The 17,989-nt window shown below is 65.8% G+C and carries 14 protein-coding genes; 4 read left to right on the top strand and 10 right to left on the bottom strand.

Annotated features, from left to right (window positions below):
- The first annotated feature begins 217 nt into the window (after window positions 1-217).
- Both AC3WJE_RS08015 and tdh read left to right on the top strand, forming a co-directional pair.
- Window positions 218-2,539, top strand: coding sequence for a TonB-dependent receptor (locus AC3WJE_RS08015; RefSeq protein WP_493730253.1), 2,322 nt, complete (start codon window positions 218-220; stop codon window positions 2,537-2,539).
- A 708-nt stretch (window positions 2,540-3,247) separates the two neighbouring features.
- Entirely contained in the window at window positions 3,248-4,282 is a 1,035-nt protein-coding gene (gene tdh / locus AC3WJE_RS08010; RefSeq protein WP_493730252.1) for an L-threonine 3-dehydrogenase, read from the top strand.
- 132 nt (window positions 4,283-4,414) lie between these two features.
- On the opposite strand, the gene AC3WJE_RS08005 is transcribed toward tdh, so the two are convergent.
- The 6 genes from AC3WJE_RS08005 to AC3WJE_RS07980 all read right to left on the bottom strand — a co-directional run bounded on the left by AC3WJE_RS08005 (window position 4,415) and on the right by AC3WJE_RS07980 (window position 10,878).
- The gene (locus AC3WJE_RS08005) at window positions 4,415-5,125 is read right to left on the bottom strand and encodes a TorF family putative porin (RefSeq protein ID WP_493730251.1); all 711 of its coding nucleotides are present in this window, start codon (window positions 5,123-5,125) and stop codon (window positions 4,415-4,417) included.
- Between the two features lie 186 nt (window positions 5,126-5,311).
- On the bottom strand, window positions 5,312-6,349 hold the full coding sequence (locus AC3WJE_RS08000; protein WP_493730288.1) for a sulfate/molybdate ABC transporter ATP-binding protein: 1,038 nt from the start codon (window positions 6,347-6,349) through the stop codon (window positions 5,312-5,314).
- Window positions 6,350-6,365: 16 nt separating this feature from the next.
- Window positions 6,366-7,274, bottom strand: a complete 909-nt coding sequence (gene cysW / locus AC3WJE_RS07995; RefSeq protein WP_493730287.1) for a sulfate ABC transporter permease subunit CysW — start codon at window positions 7,272-7,274, stop codon at window positions 6,366-6,368.
- Window positions 7,275-7,328: 54 nt separating this feature from the next.
- Window positions 7,329-8,414: an ABC transporter permease subunit gene (locus tag AC3WJE_RS07990; RefSeq protein WP_493730250.1), complete on the bottom strand. Its 1,086-nt coding sequence runs from the start codon at window positions 8,412-8,414 to the stop codon at window positions 7,329-7,331.
- Window positions 8,415-8,422: 8 nt separating this feature from the next.
- Window positions 8,423-9,451 (bottom strand): sulfate ABC transporter substrate-binding protein, encoded by a 1,029-nt coding sequence (locus AC3WJE_RS07985; RefSeq protein ID WP_493730249.1) that lies wholly within the window; start codon window positions 9,449-9,451, stop codon window positions 8,423-8,425.
- A gap of 14 nt (window positions 9,452-9,465) precedes the next feature.
- Window positions 9,466-10,878 carry an OprO/OprP family phosphate-selective porin gene (locus tag AC3WJE_RS07980; RefSeq protein ID WP_493730248.1) on the bottom strand — a complete coding sequence of 471 codons (1,413 nt, stop codon included), beginning with the start codon at window positions 10,876-10,878 and terminating at the stop codon, window positions 9,466-9,468.
- Between the two features lie 221 nt (window positions 10,879-11,099).
- On the opposite strand from AC3WJE_RS07980, the gene kbl reads away from it, so the two are divergent.
- Window positions 11,100-12,302: a glycine C-acetyltransferase gene (kbl, locus tag AC3WJE_RS07975; RefSeq protein WP_493730247.1), complete on the top strand. Its 1,203-nt coding sequence runs from the start codon at window positions 11,100-11,102 to the stop codon at window positions 12,300-12,302.
- Between the two features lie 9 nt (window positions 12,303-12,311).
- Here the strand turns inward: kbl and AC3WJE_RS07970 are convergent, their stop codons facing one another.
- The 4 genes from AC3WJE_RS07970 to AC3WJE_RS07955 all read right to left on the bottom strand — a co-directional run bounded on the left by AC3WJE_RS07970 (window position 12,312) and on the right by AC3WJE_RS07955 (window position 15,401).
- On the bottom strand, window positions 12,312-12,680 hold the full coding sequence (locus tag AC3WJE_RS07970) for a hypothetical protein (RefSeq protein WP_493730246.1): 369 nt from the start codon (window positions 12,678-12,680) through the stop codon (window positions 12,312-12,314).
- A gap of 96 nt (window positions 12,681-12,776) precedes the next feature.
- Window positions 12,777-13,511 (bottom strand): pseudouridine synthase, encoded by a 735-nt coding sequence (locus AC3WJE_RS07965; RefSeq protein WP_493730245.1) that lies wholly within the window; start codon window positions 13,509-13,511, stop codon window positions 12,777-12,779.
- 82 nt (window positions 13,512-13,593) lie between these two features.
- The gene (locus tag AC3WJE_RS07960) at window positions 13,594-14,094 is read right to left on the bottom strand and encodes a hypothetical protein (RefSeq protein ID WP_493730244.1); all 501 of its coding nucleotides are present in this window, start codon (window positions 14,092-14,094) and stop codon (window positions 13,594-13,596) included.
- 227 nt (window positions 14,095-14,321) lie between these two features.
- Complete coding sequence (locus tag AC3WJE_RS07955; RefSeq protein ID WP_493730243.1) at window positions 14,322-15,401, bottom strand: OmpA family protein; 1,080 nt, start codon at window positions 15,399-15,401, stop codon at window positions 14,322-14,324.
- A gap of 517 nt (window positions 15,402-15,918) precedes the next feature.
- Here AC3WJE_RS07955 and AC3WJE_RS07950 point away from each other — a divergent pair.
- The gene (locus tag AC3WJE_RS07950) at window positions 15,919-17,943 is read left to right on the top strand and encodes an oxidoreductase (RefSeq protein ID WP_493730286.1); all 2,025 of its coding nucleotides are present in this window, start codon (window positions 15,919-15,921) and stop codon (window positions 17,941-17,943) included.
- Window positions 17,944-17,989: the final 46 nt, after the last annotated feature.

Here is a 17,989-nt window from a genome sequence, read left to right as displayed (position 1 = left end):
GGCGGATCGACCGGTATAGACCGCGATTACGACAGTTCCGCGACAACCGCACTGTCGCATCAGCGTCATCAACCTTTCATGCAGCGACGACACGCTGCGCGACTTGCAGTCATGAAACGGCAAGACCGCGCTTTTTTGTGACTCCCTCACAAAACCGCCGCACGTCCCTGTGCGGGTGTCTTCAATTTTTCGCCGCGCCACGAAATCAGGACTCTCCATGCATTCCCCCCGTCCCGCTCTTCGCCCGACCCTGCTCGCCTTCGCCCTGTGCTGCGCCCTGCCCGGCTTCGCCCATGCCGCCCCGGCCGACGATGCCGATGCCGATGCCGCCGCGACACCGACCACCACCAACGCCACCCAGCTCGACGCGATCTCGGTCGTGGCCCAGGGCAGCACCCGCCAGGTGCAGCGCATCACCAAGCAGGACATCGAACGCCTCTCGCCGGGCAGCAGCGCGCTGAAGGCGATCGACAAGCTGCCGGGCGTGCAGTTCCAGGCCGCCGATCCGTGGGGCGCCTACGAGTGGTCCACACAGATCACCCTGCACGGCTTCGACCAGAGCCGACTCGGCTACACGCTCGACGGCATTCCGCTGGGCAACATGAGCTACGGCGTCACCAACGGCCTGCAGGTCACCCGCGCGATCACCTCCGAGAACATCGGCTCGGTCGAACTGGCGCAGGGCGCCGGCGCGCTCGGCACCGCCTCCAACACCAATCTCGGCGGCACCATCCAGTTCTACTCGGCCGATCCGGACAGCGAACCGGGCGTGCGCCTGTCACAGACCCTCGGCAGCGACGCCACCCGCCGCACCTTCGTGCGCGGCGACATCGGCGACCACGACGGCGTGTCGGCCTACCTCTCCTATGCCAACGCCACCACCGACAAGTGGAAGGGCTACGGCGACCAGAAGTCCGAGCAGGCCAACCTGAAAGCGCTGTACCAGTGGGGCGAAGGCAACCGCGTGAGCCTGTTCCTGGACACCTCACGGCGCAAGGAATACGACTACATGGACCTGTCGCTGACCAGCCAGAAAGCCCTGGGCTGGAACTGGGACTACCTGCAGCCGGACTGGGCCACCGCCGTGCAGATGGCACGCGCCTACCAGAGCACCGGCCAGTATGGCGGCACCGCCAACGGCTATCCGTCCTCGCTGGCCGCGCTGCCGGCCGATTACGACTGGCTCGATTCCACCTACTATGCCGGCGGCGGCATCCGTCGCGACAACCTGGCCGGCCTGAGCGGCAGCTTCGTGCTGGCCGACAACCTCTCCCTCGACGCCACCGGCTACTACCACGGCGCACGCGGCGAAGGTCAGTGGGCCACGCCGTACCTGGCGACCTCCAGCACGGTGCCGCTGGCGATGCGCACCACCGACTACGGCCTGGACCGCTACGGCGCCACCGGCGCGCTGAAGTGGACGCTGGGTCATCACGACATCCAGGCCGGCTTCTGGGCCGAGAACGCGCGCACCACGCAGGAGCGCAATTACTTCGCCCTGGGCGCCGACGGCTACACCTCGCTGTACAACTTCTACGAGAGCCAGACCCCGTTCGCGCGCGGCTTCCTGCAGCGCTACACCACCCAGAGCCGCATGTTCTACCTGCAGGACAACGTGCGCCTGCTCGACGAACGCCTGACCCTGAACTACGGCGCCAAGGCGGTCTCGACCCAGACCAGCGCGCAGTCACTGGTGACCACCAGCTCGTTCGCGCAGGGCACGATCAAGGCCGACGACAGCTTCCTGCCGCAGGTGGGCGTCAACTACAAGCTCGATGAGCGCCAGGATGTCTATGCGTCGTACAGCAAGAACATCGCCGCTTATGGCTTCACCCCGTTCGCGACCTCGCAGGCCAACTTCGACAGCAACAAGTCCAAGATCAAGCCCGAGGAATCGCAGACCTTCCAGGCCGGCTACCGCGTCCAGGACGCGCAGTTCCAGGCGTCGGCCGACGTCTACTTCACCAAGTTCTCCAACCGCCTGCTGGTGACCTCACCGTGCAGCGCGATCCAGACCTGCGCCTCGATCCTCAACAACGTCGGCGCGGTGCACAGCACCGGCGTGGACCTGGCGCTGATGTGGAAGCCGGCCGAAGGCTTCAACTGGCTCAACTCGCTGTCGTGGAACACCTCCAAGTACCAGGACGACTACCTCAACAACGGCGTGGTCGCGACCTCCGGCAAATACGTGGTCGGCATCCCGTCGTGGATGTTCTCCTCCAGCGCCAGCTGGCAGCTGGGCAACCTGCGCCTGGACCTGGACGGCAAGTACCTCGGCAAGCGCTACATCACCTACCTCAACGACTCGCAGGTCCCGTCGTACTGGCTGTTCAACGCCGGCGCCCGCTACGACTTCGGCCGCATCGGCGCACTGAGCGACGTCGCACTGGCACTGAACATCACCAACCTGACCGACAAGCACTACTTCGCCAGCACCGGCACCAACGGCTACGTAGCCTCCGACCCGGACGGCTACAACCAGACCCTGATGGCCGGCGCACCGCGGCAGTATTTCCTGAGTCTGGATGTGCGGCTCTGAGGCGAGTGTTGAACGAGTAACAGCCTGATCGGGCCAATCGACCCGAGGCAATGCGAGGTGGTTGCTTGCTGTTGCTGTTGCTGTTGCTGTTGCTGTTGCTGTTGCTCGTGATTTTGACTTTGCAGTTGCCTTGGACTTTGACTTACCCGGGGCCCCCATCCGCAGCGACGGAGCCAGCGGGAAAAACCCGCAGGGCGACGTGCATGGATGCACGTCGTTTTCTGCCGCGGCATGGATGCCGCGTCAGAAAATCCCGCTGGCGCAGTGCACCCGTAGCGCAGCGAAGGGCGCGAGGACTGGGGCGTGCTTTCTTTGGGTTACGTTTCTTTGCACGAGCAAAGAAAGGTAACTCGCTCCGAAGGAGCGAAAGCTGTTGCTGTTGCCGTCACTGCAACTTCAAACCTAGAAGAAACGTCCATGGATCCCCGCTTTCGCGGGGATGACGGTAGAGAGATGGCGCGGAAGTCGCTGGGTCCCCGCCTGCGCGGGGACGACGGTAGCAAGATGGCGCGGAAAGACAGCTCCCAGCCTATCCGAGCGGAGACAGCGGCACACGGACCGGCAGAAAGCCCCCGCCCCCACCCGCACAAACCCAACCAACACCCACCCCCAAGCTATCCGCCCGCCCCCCCCACCCCACCCCCACATCGTAAGTTGCGCCAGCAACTATAATCAGCGCCCATTTCCTTACCCGCCGGCAGGCGATCAATGGCAGAGATGATGAAAGCGCTGGTCAAGCGCCAAGCCACCAAGGGCATCTGGCTGGAACAGGTGCCCGTCCCCGTCCCTGGCCCCAACGAGGTGCTGATCAAGCTCGAAAAGACCGCGATCTGCGGCACCGACCTGCACATCTACCTGTGGGATGAATGGAGCCAGCGCACCATCAAGCCCGGCCTGACCATCGGCCACGAGTTCGTCGGCCGCATCGCCGAACTGGGCTCGGCAGTGACCGGCTACCAGATCGGCCAGCGCGTCTCGGCTGAAGGCCACATCGTCTGCGGCCATTGCCGCAACTGCCGCGGCGGCCGCCCCCACCTGTGCCCGAACACCGTCGGCATCGGCGTCAACGTCAACGGCGCCTTCGCCGAATACATGGTGATGCCGGCCAGCAACCTGTGGCCGATCCCCGACCAGATCCCGTCCGAGCTGGCCGCGTTCTTCGATCCCTACGGCAACGCCGCGCACTGCGCGCTGGAGTTCAACGTGATCGGCGAGGACGTGCTGATCACCGGTGCCGGCCCGATCGGCATCATCGCCGCCGGTATCTGCAAGCACATCGGCGCACGCAACGTGGTGGTCACCGACGTCAACGACTTCCGCCTCAAGCTGGCCGCCGACATGGGCGCCACGCGCGTGGTCAACGTCGCCAACACCTCACTCAAGGACGTGATGAAGGATCTGCACATGGAGGGCTTCGACGTCGGCCTGGAAATGAGCGGCAACCCGCGCGCGTTCAACGACATGCTCGACTGCATGTACCACGGCGGCAAGATCGCCATGCTCGGCATCATGCCCAAGGGCGCCGGCTGCGACTGGGACAAGATCATCTTCAAGGGCCTGACCGTGCAGGGCATCTACGGCCGCAAGATGTACGAGACCTGGTACAAGATGACGCAGCTGGTGCTGTCCGGCTTCCCGCTCGGCAAGGTGCTCACCCATCAACTGTCGGTGGATGAATTCCAGAAGGGTTTCGACCTGATGGAACAGGGCAAGGCCGGCAAGGTCGTGCTGAGCTGGAACTGAGCAGGCTGCTACTTTCTTTGAATCCCCGCACACGGATGTGCGGGCTCCTGCGAAGGACTCGCATAAAAGAACTCGCACAAAAACAAAGGGCGCCTTGCGGCGCCCTTCGTTGTTTTCGCTCAGTAGATTCGCTTACAGCGCGACCGTCGCCGTCACCACCACGCGGCTACCCGCATTGTCGCCGCCGACACGCTCGCCGGCCTTGTCGGTATCGATATAGGCCACCGACAGCGCCAACGGACCGAAGGTCTTGCCGAGGCTCACCGAGTAATCCGAGTAATCCTCGATCCCGGCCTTGTTGCTGAACATGCTGCGGCCATAGCTGGCACCGATCGTGAAGTCGTGCGGCAGCGCCCAGCTCCCGCCGAGCGCGGCGTAGTAACCGTCTTCGTTGGTCGCCCACGAATCGTTGGAGTACGCCAGCGTCAGGCTGTAGGTCTTCAGGAACGTGGTCTTGGTGATCAGCTCGTTCCAGTTCAGGTCGCTGGCACTGCTGTAGGTGTAGCGGTTGACCATGACATCGAAATTGACCTTGTCACCAATGTCGGTGTTGTAGCCGATGAAGAAGTCACGCTCCCAGTTCGGATCGCCCCCGCCGAAATCGACGTTGGACGTCCAGGCGCCGGCGTAGATGCCGACCTTGGAGGTGTAGGTGGCGCCGGCCTGGAACGCCGGATCCTCGCTGGTCTGGGAGATACCGCGCCACACGTAATCGGTGGTCACAGCCAACGTCGCGCTGAAGGGCTTGTATTCGGCAGCGGCCTCTTCGTCCTGGGCGAAAGCGGCAGTGGAGACAGAGGACAGTGCAAGCAGCAGGGCACAAGCGAGTGTGGACGTCTTCATAGGGCCTATATCTCCTTGGGGGCGGTGGGCAGGGAAACTGCACCTCGGGGACAGCGCGACATGTCGCTGCTTCACGGATTTTTAACCGAGCAATCGCTGCAGCGCAACAACCGTTGCATCGGTTACCGTCATTGCCTGTCCTGACCTGTTATAGCCAGGACGCTGCGCTGTCCGCGCTGCGACCGCTCAGGCTCCCGCCGTGACCGGGAAGATCCCGTACCGGCGCGCGGAAAGCGTCAGCCGCTGTCCCGCCGCATAGCTGCCGACACCCGAGGGCAGTTCCAGCTCCACTTCGCCGGCCTGCTCCAGCTGGGCACGTACGCGCAGCCGCGCGCCGCTGCGCTGGGCCGAGACCACCGTGGCCCGCCAGCCTTCGACGGCCGGCACCAGATCCTCCGGCCGCACGTACAGCTCCACCTGCCCCGCGGCGACATCTGTTTCCAGCGGCAGCGACAGGCCGGCCACGTCCAGAAAGCCGCGTTCGACCCGCCCCGCGATACGGTTCACCGCCCCGACGAACGAGTACACGAACGGCGACGCCGGCTGGTCGTAGACCGCCGCCGGGCTGTCGAGCTGCTCGATCCGACCACCGTTGAGGATCGCCACGCGGTCGGCCAGCTCCAACGCCTCTTCCTGATCGTGGGTCACGAACACCGTGGTCAGACCGGTCTGCTCGTGCAGTTCGCGCAGCCAGCGCCGCAGGTCGCGCCGCACCTGCGCATCGAGCGCACCGAACGGCTCATCGAGCAGCAGCACGCGTGGCTCGATCGCCAGCGCGCGCGCCAGCGCCACGCGCTGACGCTGGCCGCCGGAAAGCTGGGTCGGATAGCGCTTTTCCAAGCCTTGCAGTTGCACCAGCGCAAGCAGCTCGCGCACGCGTTCGCCGATGCGTGATTCGGGCAAACGCTCCTGGCCACGACGCACGCGCAGGCCGAACGCGATGTTCTCGTACACGGTCATGTGCTTGAACAACGCGTAGTGCTGGAACACGAATCCGACCCGGCGCGACTGCACGCTCATGCTGGTGGCGTCCTCGTTGCCGAACAGCACCTGGCCCCGGTCGGCGTATTCCAGGCCGGCGATGATCCGCAGCAACGTGGTCTTGCCCGAACCGGACGGACCGAGCAGCGCCAACAACTCGCCGGGACGGATGTCGAGGTTGATCGCGTCCAGCGCAGTGAAGTCGTCGAACTGCTTGCGCAGGTTGTGAATGCGGATGCCGATGCTCATGCGAGGGTTCTCAGTGACGGTGGTTGGCGGCCAGCGATTCGCCGTGGCGCCATTCCAGGTAGGTCTTCAGGGCGAGCGTCAGCAACGCGCTCAACGCCAGCAGCGAGGCGCAGGCGAACGCCGCGCTGTAGGCGTATTCGTTGTAGAGGATCTCCACGTGCAGTGGCAGCGTGTTGGTGCGACCGCGGATGTGGCCGGACACCACCGACACCGCACCGAACTCACCCATCGCGCGCGCGCTGCACAGCAGTACGCCGTACAGCAGGCCCCAGCGGATGTTCGGCAGCGTCACCCGCCAGAACGTCTGCCAACCACTGGCGCCGAGACTGAGCGCGGCCAGTTCCTCATCGCTGCCCTGCTGCTCCATCAGCGGCATCAGCTCGCGGGCGATGAACGGGAACGTCACGAACGTGGTCGCCAGCACGATGCCCGGCAGCGCGAACACGATCTTCGGCAACTGGATCAGGGTCTCGCCCAGGATCGGCAGGTGCACATGCCAGCCCTCGTCGATCAGCGGCCATGCCCAACCCTGGCGCCCGAAGATCAACACGAACACCAGACCTGCCACCACCGGCGAGACCGAGAACGGCAGGTCGATCAGGGTCACCAGCAGACGCCGGCCGGGGAAGCGGTGCTTGCTCACTGCCCATGCCGCCGCCACGCCGAACACCAGGTTCAACGGGATCACGATCACGGTGACCAGCAGCGTCAGCCGGATCGCCGCCAACGCGTCCGGATCGCTGATCGCCTTCCAGAACACCTGTACCCCGCCGCGCAGCGCTTCGGCGAACACCAGCACCAGCGGCAACAGCAGGAAGAACAGCAGGAACGCCATCGCGCCACCGATCAGCAGCCAACGCGCCCAACCCGGCTCGGTGGTGGCGGAGGCAACGATGTCGCGTGACCGGCTGGCCGGCATGGCCTGCTCCTGCAGGGACGTAGGGAGGGAGGATACGACCTGGCTCATGCTGCCCTACTCCCTGCCCTTGCGCTGCAAACGGCCCTGCAGCCCGTTCACCAGCACCAGCACCACGAACGACAGCAGCAGCATCGCCGCGGCGATCGCGGTGGCGCCGGCGTAATCGAATTCCTCCAGCCGGATCGTGATCAGCAACGGCGCGATCTCGGTCAGGTTCGGCATGTTGCCGGCGATGAAGATCACCGATCCGTACTCGCCCACGCCGCGCGCGAATGCCAGCGCGAAGCCGGTGAGCAGCGCCGGCCACAGGCTCGGCAATACCACCCGGAACACCGTCTGCCAGCGTCCCGCGCCGAGCGTGGCCGAAGCCTCTTCCAGCTCACGCTCGCTCTCGGCCAGCACCGGCTGCACCACGCGCACCACGAACGGCAGGCCGACGAACACCAGCGCCACCACGATGCCGAGCTGGGTATAGACCACGCGCACGCCGCCAGCGCCGCTGGCCTGCATCAACAGGCCATAGCCCAGCAGCAGCAGGATCGTCGCCAGGCCTAGGCCAGCTCCCACCGCCAGCCATCCGGCGAGCGCACGCAACACGGCCGGAGCGCCACCGGCCACCCGGCGCAGCACCAGCCAGACCAGCCCCGCACCCAGCGTCGCCGCCAGCAACCGGGGCGAGGCATGCGAGAACGCCGGCAGGCTCTCCTGCAGCGCCTGCGTCGGCTTCTCCAGCCAACGGCCGATCCAGCCATTGCCGCCGTACAGCGCCGTCAGCGCGATGCCGGCCACTGCGGTCGGCAGCGCGAACGGCAGATCGATCATCGCGTCGAACAGGCGCTTGCCGGGGAACGAATAACGCACGAACACCCACGCCACCCACGTTCCCATCAGCACATTGAACGCGGCCGCCGCCAACGCCGTGATGAAGCTCACCTTCAGCGCGGCCAGCACGCGCGGCTCGCTCCATACCTGCCAGATGCCGGCCCAACCCAACCCGCTGGTCTTGATGAACACACCCAGCAGCGGGATCAACACGATCAGCCCGAGCCAGACAAGCGTGATCCCCAGGCTCAGTCCGAGCCCGGGGATCACACGGCGGCGCAGTCGCCTGCGCGCCCAGAAAACCGCACCTGCCAACATGAAATACCCTACTTGCTCGCCTGGATCTGGTCGAAGATCCCGCCATCCGCGAAGTGCTCGGCCTGCGCCTTCTGCCACGATCCGAATGCCTGATCGATCGTCACCAGCTCCACCTTCGGGAAGCGCGCGATGTCGTCCTTGTCGGCGTACTCGGGATGGCGCGGACGGTAGTAGTGCTTGGCCGCGATCTTCTGCCCTTCCGGCGAGTACAGGTACTTCAGGTACTCCTCGGCGACCGCGCGCGTGCCGTGCTTGTCGACGTTCTTGTCGACCAGCGCGACCGACGGCTCGGCCAGGATCGACAGCTTCGGCACCACGATCTCGAACTTGTCCGGACCCAGTTCTTCCTGCGCCAGGAACGCCTCGTTCTCCCAGGCCAGCAGCACATCGCCGATCCCACGCTGGACGAAGGTGGTGGTCGCGCCGCGCGCACCGGTATCCAGCACCGGCACGTTGCGGAACAGCGCGGTGACGCTGCGCCGGATCTTGTCCTGGTCACCCTTGAAGATCCTGTCGAAGTACGCCCACGCGGCCAGATAGTTCCAGCGCGCGCCACCGGAGGTCTTCGGGTTCGGCGTCACCACCGACACACCCGAGCGCAGCAGGTCCGGCCAGTCCTTGATGCCCTTCGGATTGCCCTTGCGCACCAGGAACACGATCGTCGAGGTGTACGGCGCGCTGTTGTCGGGCAGGCGCTTCTGCCAGCCCGGATCGATCAGCTTGGCCTTCTCGGCAATCGCATCGACGTCGTAGGCCAGCGCCAGCGTGACCACGTCCGCCTCCACGCCATCGATGACCGAGCGCGCCTGCTTGCCCGAGCCACCGTGCGAAGTCTCCACCGTGACCTTGTCGCCGTTCTTTTCCTGCCAGTACTTGGCGAAGGCGGTGTTGTAGTCGCGATACAGCTCGCGGGTCGGGTCGTAGGACACGTTGAGCAGTTGCACATCACGCGCGAACGCGCCGCCGACGAATGCGGTCAGCAGCAGCGCGCCGATCCAGGTACGTGCGACGCGCGGGGATACGAGCCAGTTCTTCATTGCGTTCTCCGCCATCAGAAGGAAACCTGCAGCCGGGAGAACACCGTCTTCTCGTCTTCCCGGTCTGCGCCTGCCGCAGCGCCGCCATCAAAGCGGGTCTGCGAGTAATTGACTACCAGCTTGAGATTGCTGGTGAGGTACCAGTTGACGCCCAGCGTCCATGCCGCGGCCCGGCGTGCGGACGATGCGGCATCGGCGAACAGCGGGAATGCCCCATCGTCCACCTCCAGTACACCATACCGTCCCACCACCTCCCATGCACCCCAACCCTCGCCACCGGCGACATATGGCCGCGACGGTTTGACAACACCGCGATAGCCGGCGTCCTCACCGGTCAGCACGTAGCTGCCAGTGGCCTGCCACGCCTTGTTTTCGAGATTCGCCCGCGCGGTCGTGGTCGCCACTTCCTGGCGCGAGACGATGTACTCGGCCTGCAACCCGAAGCTGTTGCGGTAGTAGTAACCCTGCGGCGACCAGCGGGTGCGGTCGCCATCGGCCAGTACCGCGCTGCGATAGCTGAAGAACGTCGCCTGACCGGGCGTGCGATAGCGCGGCAGGAAGTTGTTGCCGCTGCCATGCGTCTCACCGGTACTGGCACCGAGGCCGAAACCCAGTCCCGACCATGCCCCGACGCTGTTCTTGAACGGCTCGAAGAAGATCCGCCCGGCGTACTCGAAATCGTTGTCCGGATTGCTGGTGATCGCGTCACGGCCATCGACCGCGCCGTTGAACACACCCAGCGCATAACTGACCGTCCCGACCTCGCCCTGCACCTGCACGCCGATGTCACGATTGGGTGCCAGCTCGCTCGGCAGCGCGCGTTCGGTATCAGCCAGCGCCGAGGACGACTGCAACCGCTCCAGCCCCACCGGCGAGGTGAACTTTCCCACCCGCACCGTGTACGCCTTGTCGAAGCGCAGATCGGCATAGGCATCGACGATGGTGGCGCTGTCGCCGGCGAACTCCGGCGTCAACCGGAACGCCACCAGCTTGCCGAGCGAGCCTTCGATGATCGGACGCGCGGTGCGGATCAGGAAAGTGTCGTTCTGCGGCTGCTGCTTGTCGTCGATATAGAAGCGGCCATCGCCCTGCAACAGGCCGCGCAACCGGATTTCGTAGGCACCGTCGGCCGACTTGAACGAAGCGCCCTTGTCATTGACCGTCACCACCGGTGCCGACTTGGCCGCCGCAGTGCGCTCCTCGTCCTGCAATTCCAGCCTGCGCTCGATGATGCGCAGGCGCTGGTCCAGATCGGCGACACCGCCATCGGCCGTGGCCGACGTGGTCGGCGCGACCGGCTCGGCGCCCAGGCGGCGTTCGAGCGCCTCCAGACGGCGCTGCAGCTCCTCCACCGTCGGCTGTCCGGCCTGCTGTGCCCACGCCGGCGCGGTCGCCAGCACGCAAGCCAAGGCGAGCAGACTGCGCACTGGTGCCCCGACGCGATGTTTCGTTCCCCTTGGCTCTTGCATGAGTCGGTGATCTCCGTTGCTTCGGATGAAGCCCCCTTCATCCGGGACGCAGATGCTGCAGATGCACATCGGCAGCCGGAAATGACCAATCCGCAGTCGCTTATAGCCATTGCGCATGACGCGCCGGCTCCGGCGGACCGCGACGGGTAAAATCAGGCCTTTCCCCGACCGACACCGCCATGACCGACGCCGCCCCGACCCACCGCTACGCCGAGGAACTCGACGCCATCCGCGACCAGGGGCTGTTCAAGTCCGAACGCATCATCACCGGGCCGCAATCGGCCGAGATCACCCTGGCCGACGGCCGCCGCGTGCTGAACTTCTGCGCCAACAACTATCTCGGCCTGGCCGACCACCCGGACCTCATCCAGGCCGCCAAGGACGCGCTGGACAGCCATGGCTTCGGCATGGCCTCGGTGCGCTTCATCTGCGGCACCCAGGACCTGCACAAGCAGTTGGAGCAGACCATCGCCGACTTCTTCGGCACCGAGGACACCATCCTCTACGCCGCCTGCTTCGACGCCAACGGCGGCCTGTTCGAACCGCTGCTCGGCGAGGACGACGCGATCATCTCCGACGCGCTCAACCACGCCTCGATCATCGACGGCGTGCGCCTGTGCAAGGCCAAGCGCTTCCGCTACGCCAACTGCGACATGGCCGACCTGGAAGCGCAGCTGCAGGCCGCCGACGCCGCCGGCTGCAAGACCAAGCTGATCACCAGCGACGGCGTGTTCTCGATGGACGGCTTCATCGCCCCGCTGGATGAAATCACCGCGCTGGCGAAGAAGTACGGCGCGCTGGTGCACATCGACGAATGCCACGCCACCGGCTTCCTCGGCGCGACCGGCCGCGGCTCGGCCGAGGTCAAGGGCGTGCTCGACAAGATCGACATCTTCACCGGCACCCTCGGCAAGGCGATGGGTGGCGCGCTCGGCGGCTTCACCACTGCCAGGAAGGAAGTGATCGAGCTGCTGCGCCAGCGCTCGCGTCCCTACCTGTTCTCCAACTCGCTGCCGCCGCACGTGGTCGCCGCCGGCATCAAGGCGTTCGAGATGCTGGCCTCCGCCGGCGAGCTGCGCGAGACGCTGGCCGCCAACACCGCCTATTTCCGCGAAAAGATGGCCGCCGCCGGCTTCGACCTGAAACCCGGCGTGCACCCGATCAGCCCGGTGATGCTCTACGACGCGCCGCTGGCACAGCGCTTCGCCGAGCGTTTGCTTGAAGAAGGGATCTACGCGATCGGCTTCTTCTTCCCGGTGGTGCCCAAGGGCCAGGCGCGCATCCGCACCCAGATCAGCGCCGCGCACACCCGCGAGCACCTGGACCACGCGATCGACGCCTTCACCCGCATCGGCCGCGAGCTGGGCGTGATCGCCAGCTGAGGCCTCGCCTCAGCCGCCGGTTCCGGCGGACGCCAGGTTGCTCGGAGCGGTCGCCTTGGTGGCGGCCGCTTTGGTTTTAGCAGCCGCCTTCTTGCCCTTCTTGCCCTTCTTGGCCGCACTGTCGGCCGGAGTGCCCGTGGCAATGCGGATGCCATTGGCCTTCATCCAGGCATCGAACTCATCGGCGGTCATGCGCTTGCCGTTCTGGCTCATGTCGAAGCGATAGGCCCCGCGCGCGTCGCGTGCCGCCACCGGCTTGACCACCACATCCTTCGTCGCCGCCTGCGGCCGGGTCGACGCACAACCAGCCAGCACGGCCAGGCACGCCAGCCCCATCGCCCCACGAAACACACCGCGACCCGCTCGAATCAGATGCATGTCAGATCTCCAGGAATCCAAGCAATCCATCGCGTGTTGTGCATGTTGAAATAAACGGCATCGGCCCTCGTCGTCATTACCGGGCCGACACCACGTTCACCCGGTCCTCGCGGACACGAGCGTCTCGACCTCCCAGGTCTCCAGCGGCCGCCAACCGCCCTTCGCCAGCGTTCCCAACTGCAATCCGCCGATCGCCACCCGCACCAGTCGCAGCACCGCGATCCCCTGCGCCTCCATCAGGCGCCGGATCTGGCGGTTGCGACCTTCCTCCAACGTGATTTCCAGCCAGGCATTGCGCGTGCCCTCGCGCAGCAGCTCGACCCGGCTGGCGCGCAACTGCTCCCCTTCACCGACATCGACACCTTCGTGCATGCGCAGCAGCTGCTGCGCATCGGGAATGCAATCGACCTGCACGTGATAGGTCTTGTCGGGGCCGCGCTCGGGATCGGTCACCGCCGCGGCCCACTCCGGATCGTTGCAGAACAGCAGCAGGCCCTCGCTGGCCTTGTCCAGACGCCCGACCGGTGCCAGCCATGGCAGCCCGGCACCGTCGAAACAGCGATAGACCGTGTCCCGGCTCTGCTCGTCGCGCACGCTGGTCACCAGACCGCGCGGCTTGTTGAGCATCACGTAGTGCCGGACCGCCTCGCCCACCGGCTGACCATCCAGCTCGATGCGCGGCAAAGCCCCCTGCACGATCGGAAATTCGGGATCGCGCACCACCACACCGGCGACGGCAACGCGGCCATCGGCGATCCAGCGCGCGGCCTCGCTGCGCGAGCAGACTCCCAGTTTCGAAAGCACACGCGCCAGACCATGGCGCGGCTGCATCGAACGGCCCGCTGAAGGGGCCGCCCGTCCTGGCCGGGCGGGTGCCGGCAACTTGCGCCGGTTCATCGCCCGCGGCCGAGGCTTACTTGTTATCACCCGGCTTGGCTTCGGCAGCCGCAGGCGCATTGGTTGCCTCGGCAGCGGCCGGGCGCGCCTTGACCACGCGCACGCCGCGCGCCTTCATCCAGGCGTCGAATTCCTCGGCCGTCATGCGCTTGCCGTTCTGGCTCATGTCGAAACGCCACGGCGTGTTGTCGAACGCGGTCTGCGGCTTGTACGCAGCCGGATCGTTCGGATTGACCGCACCCTTGGCCGGCATCGCCTTGGCCACGTCCTGGCAGCCTTCCACACGCAGGCGCAGCAGCACGCGCTCGACCGACTGATCGTTGTCGTAAGGCTGCGCGAGCACGCCACTCGGGCCGCCCAGTTGCACGTTGCGGGTAGAGAACTCGGCTGCGACCGGCGCGATCACGGTCGTGGGCAGCGGCAATGGCGGAGCGATGGCCCCCCCCGAACAATCCGTGGCGGCATGGGCGGCGGGAACGAGGGCGAGGCTGAGCAATCCGGCCGTTGCAAGACGCATCGGGAAGTATCCGTTGGGTGGTCGACGCGGCGAGTGTAGGCAGCCCCTTTCCGCCTTTCAACCAGAACTTCCACTGCCAACGCCAAGTCGTTGTGATGAATGGGGATTCGCCATCGTTCGAACACCTGCCCGATGGCACTGCAGGCAGCATGCCGCCACGGAGGGAAGTTCCAAAAAAACAAAGCCCGGCACGAGGCCGGGCTTTGCTTGAATCAGCGTAGGTCCAATCAGTTCTGGACGTTCAGCTCGGTACGACGGTTCTTCTCGCTCTTGCAGGCCGGGTACGTGGTCGGGGTCTGCTCCAGCGGACGGGTCAGGCCATAACCGATCGGGCCGCTCAGACGCGAGGCGGAAACCCCGTTCTGGGTCAGGTAGTTGTACACCACCGTGGCACGACGCTCGGAGAGCTTCTGGTTGTAGGCCGGCTTGCCGCACAGGTCGGTGTGACCCGCGACTTCAACGCGCAGATCCGGGTAACGACGCAGGATCTCGGTGGCCTCGCTCAGGATCGAGATGGCATCCGGACGCAGGTTGTCCTTGTTGAAGTCGAAGTTCACGCCCTTCAGGTCGATCGACACCGGCACCGGGCAACCGTCCGGACCGATCGTCTGACCCGGCTGCGAGTTCGGGCACTTGTCGTCGCAGTTGTTGACGCCGTCACCGTCGTCATCCAGGTCTGCGCAGCTCGGAGCAACCGGAGCCGGAGCAACCGGAGCCGGAGCGCTCGGCGGCGGGCCCAGCGGGATCACGACGCCGACCGAAGCCAGCACGTCGCCGAACCAATCCTTGTTCGGAGCAGCGATGCTCTGATCGTCGAAATCAGCGCGGTAGGCCACTTCGGCACGCACGGCAACGCGCTTGTCGAAGGTGGTCTGCAGGCCGGCACCGACCTTGGCGGCGAACTCGCCGTCCTTGCGGTCCTTCAGCTCAGCACCGCTCAGGTATTCCTCGGCGTTCTTCTGGTAACCCAGGCCTGCCAGCAGGTAGGGGTTCCAGCCACGGCCTTCACGGATGAAGTGGCGACGCAGGTCGAACGAGATGCCGTACTGGCTCCAGTTCTGATCCTTGTTGGCGTCGAAGTTCGGGTTCTGGTAGTTCAGCTCACCGTCCAGCGACCAGTTCGGGCTGACGAACTTGCCCAGGCCCAGGCTGACGAACGGGGCATCATTGGTGGTGCGGTCGCTGTTCTGGAAGTTGAAGCCGGCCGCGCCGGTCAGATACCAACGATCATCGAACTCCTGCGCGGAGGCTGCCTGGGCTAGGGCCAGACCACCCAGCAACGCGGCAGTGAGGATTTTCTTGTTCATGAATACAGCTCCTTCGTTTCGGGAATAAAACCGATAGAGGCAGGGGGTTCAGTTCAGATGTCTCGTCACATCCAGACGGCCGTTCCACTCGCCATCGCGGCGCAGATTAAGCTCGCATAAGTGAAGACTGCGTTAACAGTCACATAACATGTGAAATCAGTTCCCAAGACGTGAAAGCCTTGGCAGTACAACGTATACAGCTTCATCAAGGGTAACCCTTAATGGGGCTGGACGTCACCGACTCCAGGATGAACGGCGGTGTGAAGCCGTTCGGGGCGGGGCTTGCGCCAGCCCTGCGCGACCAGGATTCGACACCGCAGGAGGCGATCGCGAGCCCCGGCCCGGGCCCTCGGCCGGCCCGGCGGCGACCATATCCAGGCCCGAGGCTCCCCATCCTCCCCCGCTCCCCCGCCCTGCACCGACGGGGTTGCCGCCGCGGCTGAATCAGCGACAATGCGGCATTCCGTACGCCAGCGTATCCACCATGTCGCCAGCCACTTCGCAGTCCGCCGCCGCCCTGCCCGCCGGCCATGCCTACCCGCATCTGTTCGCGCCGCTGGATCTGGGCTTCACCACGCTGCGCAACCGCGTGCTGATGGGCTCGATGCACACCGGCCTGGAAGACCGGGCCAAGGATTTCCCCAGGCTGGCGGCGTACTTCGCCGAGCGCGCGGCCGGCGGTGTCGGCCTGATCGTCACCGGCGGCTTCGCGCCCAGCATGGTCGGCTGGCTCAAGCCGTTCGGCGGCAAGCTGTCATGGCCGTGGGAAGCGCGTCCGCATCGACAGGTGACCGGCGCGGTGCATGCACATGACGCGAAGATCTGCCTGCAGTTGCTGCATGCGGGCCGCTACGGCTATCACCCGCTGCAGGTGGCGCCATCGAAGTTGAAGGCCCCGATCAATCCGTTCACGCCGCGCGCGCTGTCGGCCGCCGGCGTCGAGCGCCAGATCAATGCCTATGCACGTGCCGCGCGCTATGCCCGCGAGGCCGGCTACGACGGCGTGGAGGTAATGGGCTCGGAGGGCTATCTGATCAACGAATTCATCGCGCCGCGCACCAACAGGCGCAACGACGCGTGGGGCGGCACGCCGGAGAAGCGCATGCGCTTCGCGGTGGAGATCGTGCGCCGCGTCCGCGAGGCCTGCGGGCCGGACTTCATCATCATCTACCGTCTGTCGCTGGTGGATCTGGTCGAGGACGGCAGCAACTGGGAGGAGATCGTGCAGCAGGCCAAGGCGGTGGAAGCAGCCGGGGCGACGATCATCAACGCTGGCATCGGCTGGCACGAGGCACGCATTCCAACCATTGCCACTTCGGTGCCGCGCGCGGCATTCGCAGGGGTCACCGCCAAGCTCAAGCCACATGTGAAAGTGCCGGTGGTGGCGACCAACCGCATCAACATGCCCGAGGTCGCCGAACGCATCCTGGCCGATGGCAGTGCCGACATGGTGTCGCTGGCACGGCCACTGCTGGCCGACCCACAGTGGCCCAACAAGGCACGCGCCGGTCAACCGCAGGCGATCAACACCTGCATCGCCTGCAACCAGGCCTGCCTGGATCACGTATTCGAGAACAAGCTGGCCAGTTGCCTGGTCAATCCACGCGCCGTGCACGAGACCGAGCTGGTCTATGCACCGACCAGCACGCCCAGGACGATCGCGGTGGTCGGTGCCGGCCCGGCCGGACTGGCCTGCGCGACGGTCGCAGCCGAACGTGGCCACAAGGTGACACTGTTCGACGCCGCCAGCGAGATCGGCGGGCAGTTCAATGTCGCCAAGCGCATCCCCGGCAAGGAGGAGTTCCACGAGACGCTGCGCTATTTCCGCCACCGGCTGGAGGAAACCGGCGTCGAGGTGCGGCTGGACACGCGGGTGGCTGCCACCGACCTGGCGGGTTTCGACGAGGTGGTGATCGCTGCCGGCATCGTGCCGCGCAAGGTCGATTTCCCCGGTGCGGACCATCCCATGGTGGTGGACTACCTGGACGTGCTGCTTGGCCGCGTGCAGGCCGCCGACAAGGTGGCGATCATCGGCGCCGGCGGGATTGGCTTTGACGTCGGCGAGTTCCTGGTCCATGAGGGGCCGTCGTCGTCGCTCGACATCGCCCGTTGGCAGGCCGAATGGGGCGTGGACCCGGCCTTCGAGGCACGCGGCGCGCTGGCCCGACCCAAGCCCGAAGCCCCCGCACGCCAGGTCTGGCTGCTGCAACGCAGCCCGGGCCGTCCCGGCGCACGCTTGGGCAAGACCACCGGTTGGATCCATCGCGCCACGCTCAAGGCCAAGGGCGTGAAGATGCTCGGCGGCGTGGAGTATCTGGGCGTCGACGACGAAGGCCTGCATATCCGCATCGACGGCAGCGAGCAGACATTGGAGGTGGGCACGGTGGTGATCTGCGCCGGCCAGGAACCGCGCCGCGACCTGTATGCGGCATTGCAGGCGGCCGGCAAGAGCGCCCACCTGATCGGCGGTGCCGACGTGGCCGCCGAACTGGATGCCAAGCGCGCGATCGACCAGGGCAGCCGGCTCGCCGCGACTCTCTGAGGCGGGTCTTCTCGCCAAGCCCTGCACACATTCCCACACACATTTA

Source organism: Pseudomonas sp. GW821-FHT07E12 (assembly GCF_058986605.1).
This window is presented reverse-complemented; position numbering and strand designations above follow the sequence as displayed.

Excerpts from the sequence above, each read along its gene's own strand:
- AC3WJE_RS08015 (WP_493730253.1), top strand. The coding sequence starts at position 218 with ATGCATTCCCCCCGTCCCGCTCTTCGCCCGACCCTGCTCGCCTTCGCC.
- tdh (WP_493730252.1), top strand. The coding sequence starts at position 3,248 with ATGGCAGAGATGATGAAAGCGCTGGTCAAGCGCCAAGCCACCAAGGGC.
- AC3WJE_RS08005 (WP_493730251.1), bottom strand. The coding sequence starts at position 5,125 with ATGAAGACGTCCACACTCGCTTGTGCCCTGCTGCTTGCACTGTCCTCT.
- cysW (WP_493730287.1), bottom strand. The coding sequence starts at position 7,274 with ATGCCGGCCAGCCGGTCACGCGACATCGTTGCCTCCGCCACCACCGAG.
- AC3WJE_RS07990 (WP_493730250.1), bottom strand. The coding sequence starts at position 8,414 with ATGTTGGCAGGTGCGGTTTTCTGGGCGCGCAGGCGACTGCGCCGCCGT.
- AC3WJE_RS07985 (WP_493730249.1), bottom strand. The coding sequence starts at position 9,451 with ATGAAGAACTGGCTCGTATCCCCGCGCGTCGCACGTACCTGGATCGGC.
- kbl (WP_493730247.1), top strand. The coding sequence starts at position 11,100 with ATGACCGACGCCGCCCCGACCCACCGCTACGCCGAGGAACTCGACGCC.
- AC3WJE_RS07970 (WP_493730246.1), bottom strand. The coding sequence starts at position 12,680 with ATGCATCTGATTCGAGCGGGTCGCGGTGTGTTTCGTGGGGCGATGGGG.
- AC3WJE_RS07965 (WP_493730245.1), bottom strand. The coding sequence starts at position 13,511 with ATGCAGCCGCGCCATGGTCTGGCGCGTGTGCTTTCGAAACTGGGAGTC.
- AC3WJE_RS07960 (WP_493730244.1), bottom strand. The coding sequence starts at position 14,094 with ATGCGTCTTGCAACGGCCGGATTGCTCAGCCTCGCCCTCGTTCCCGCC.
- AC3WJE_RS07955 (WP_493730243.1), bottom strand. The coding sequence starts at position 15,401 with ATGAACAAGAAAATCCTCACTGCCGCGTTGCTGGGTGGTCTGGCCCTA.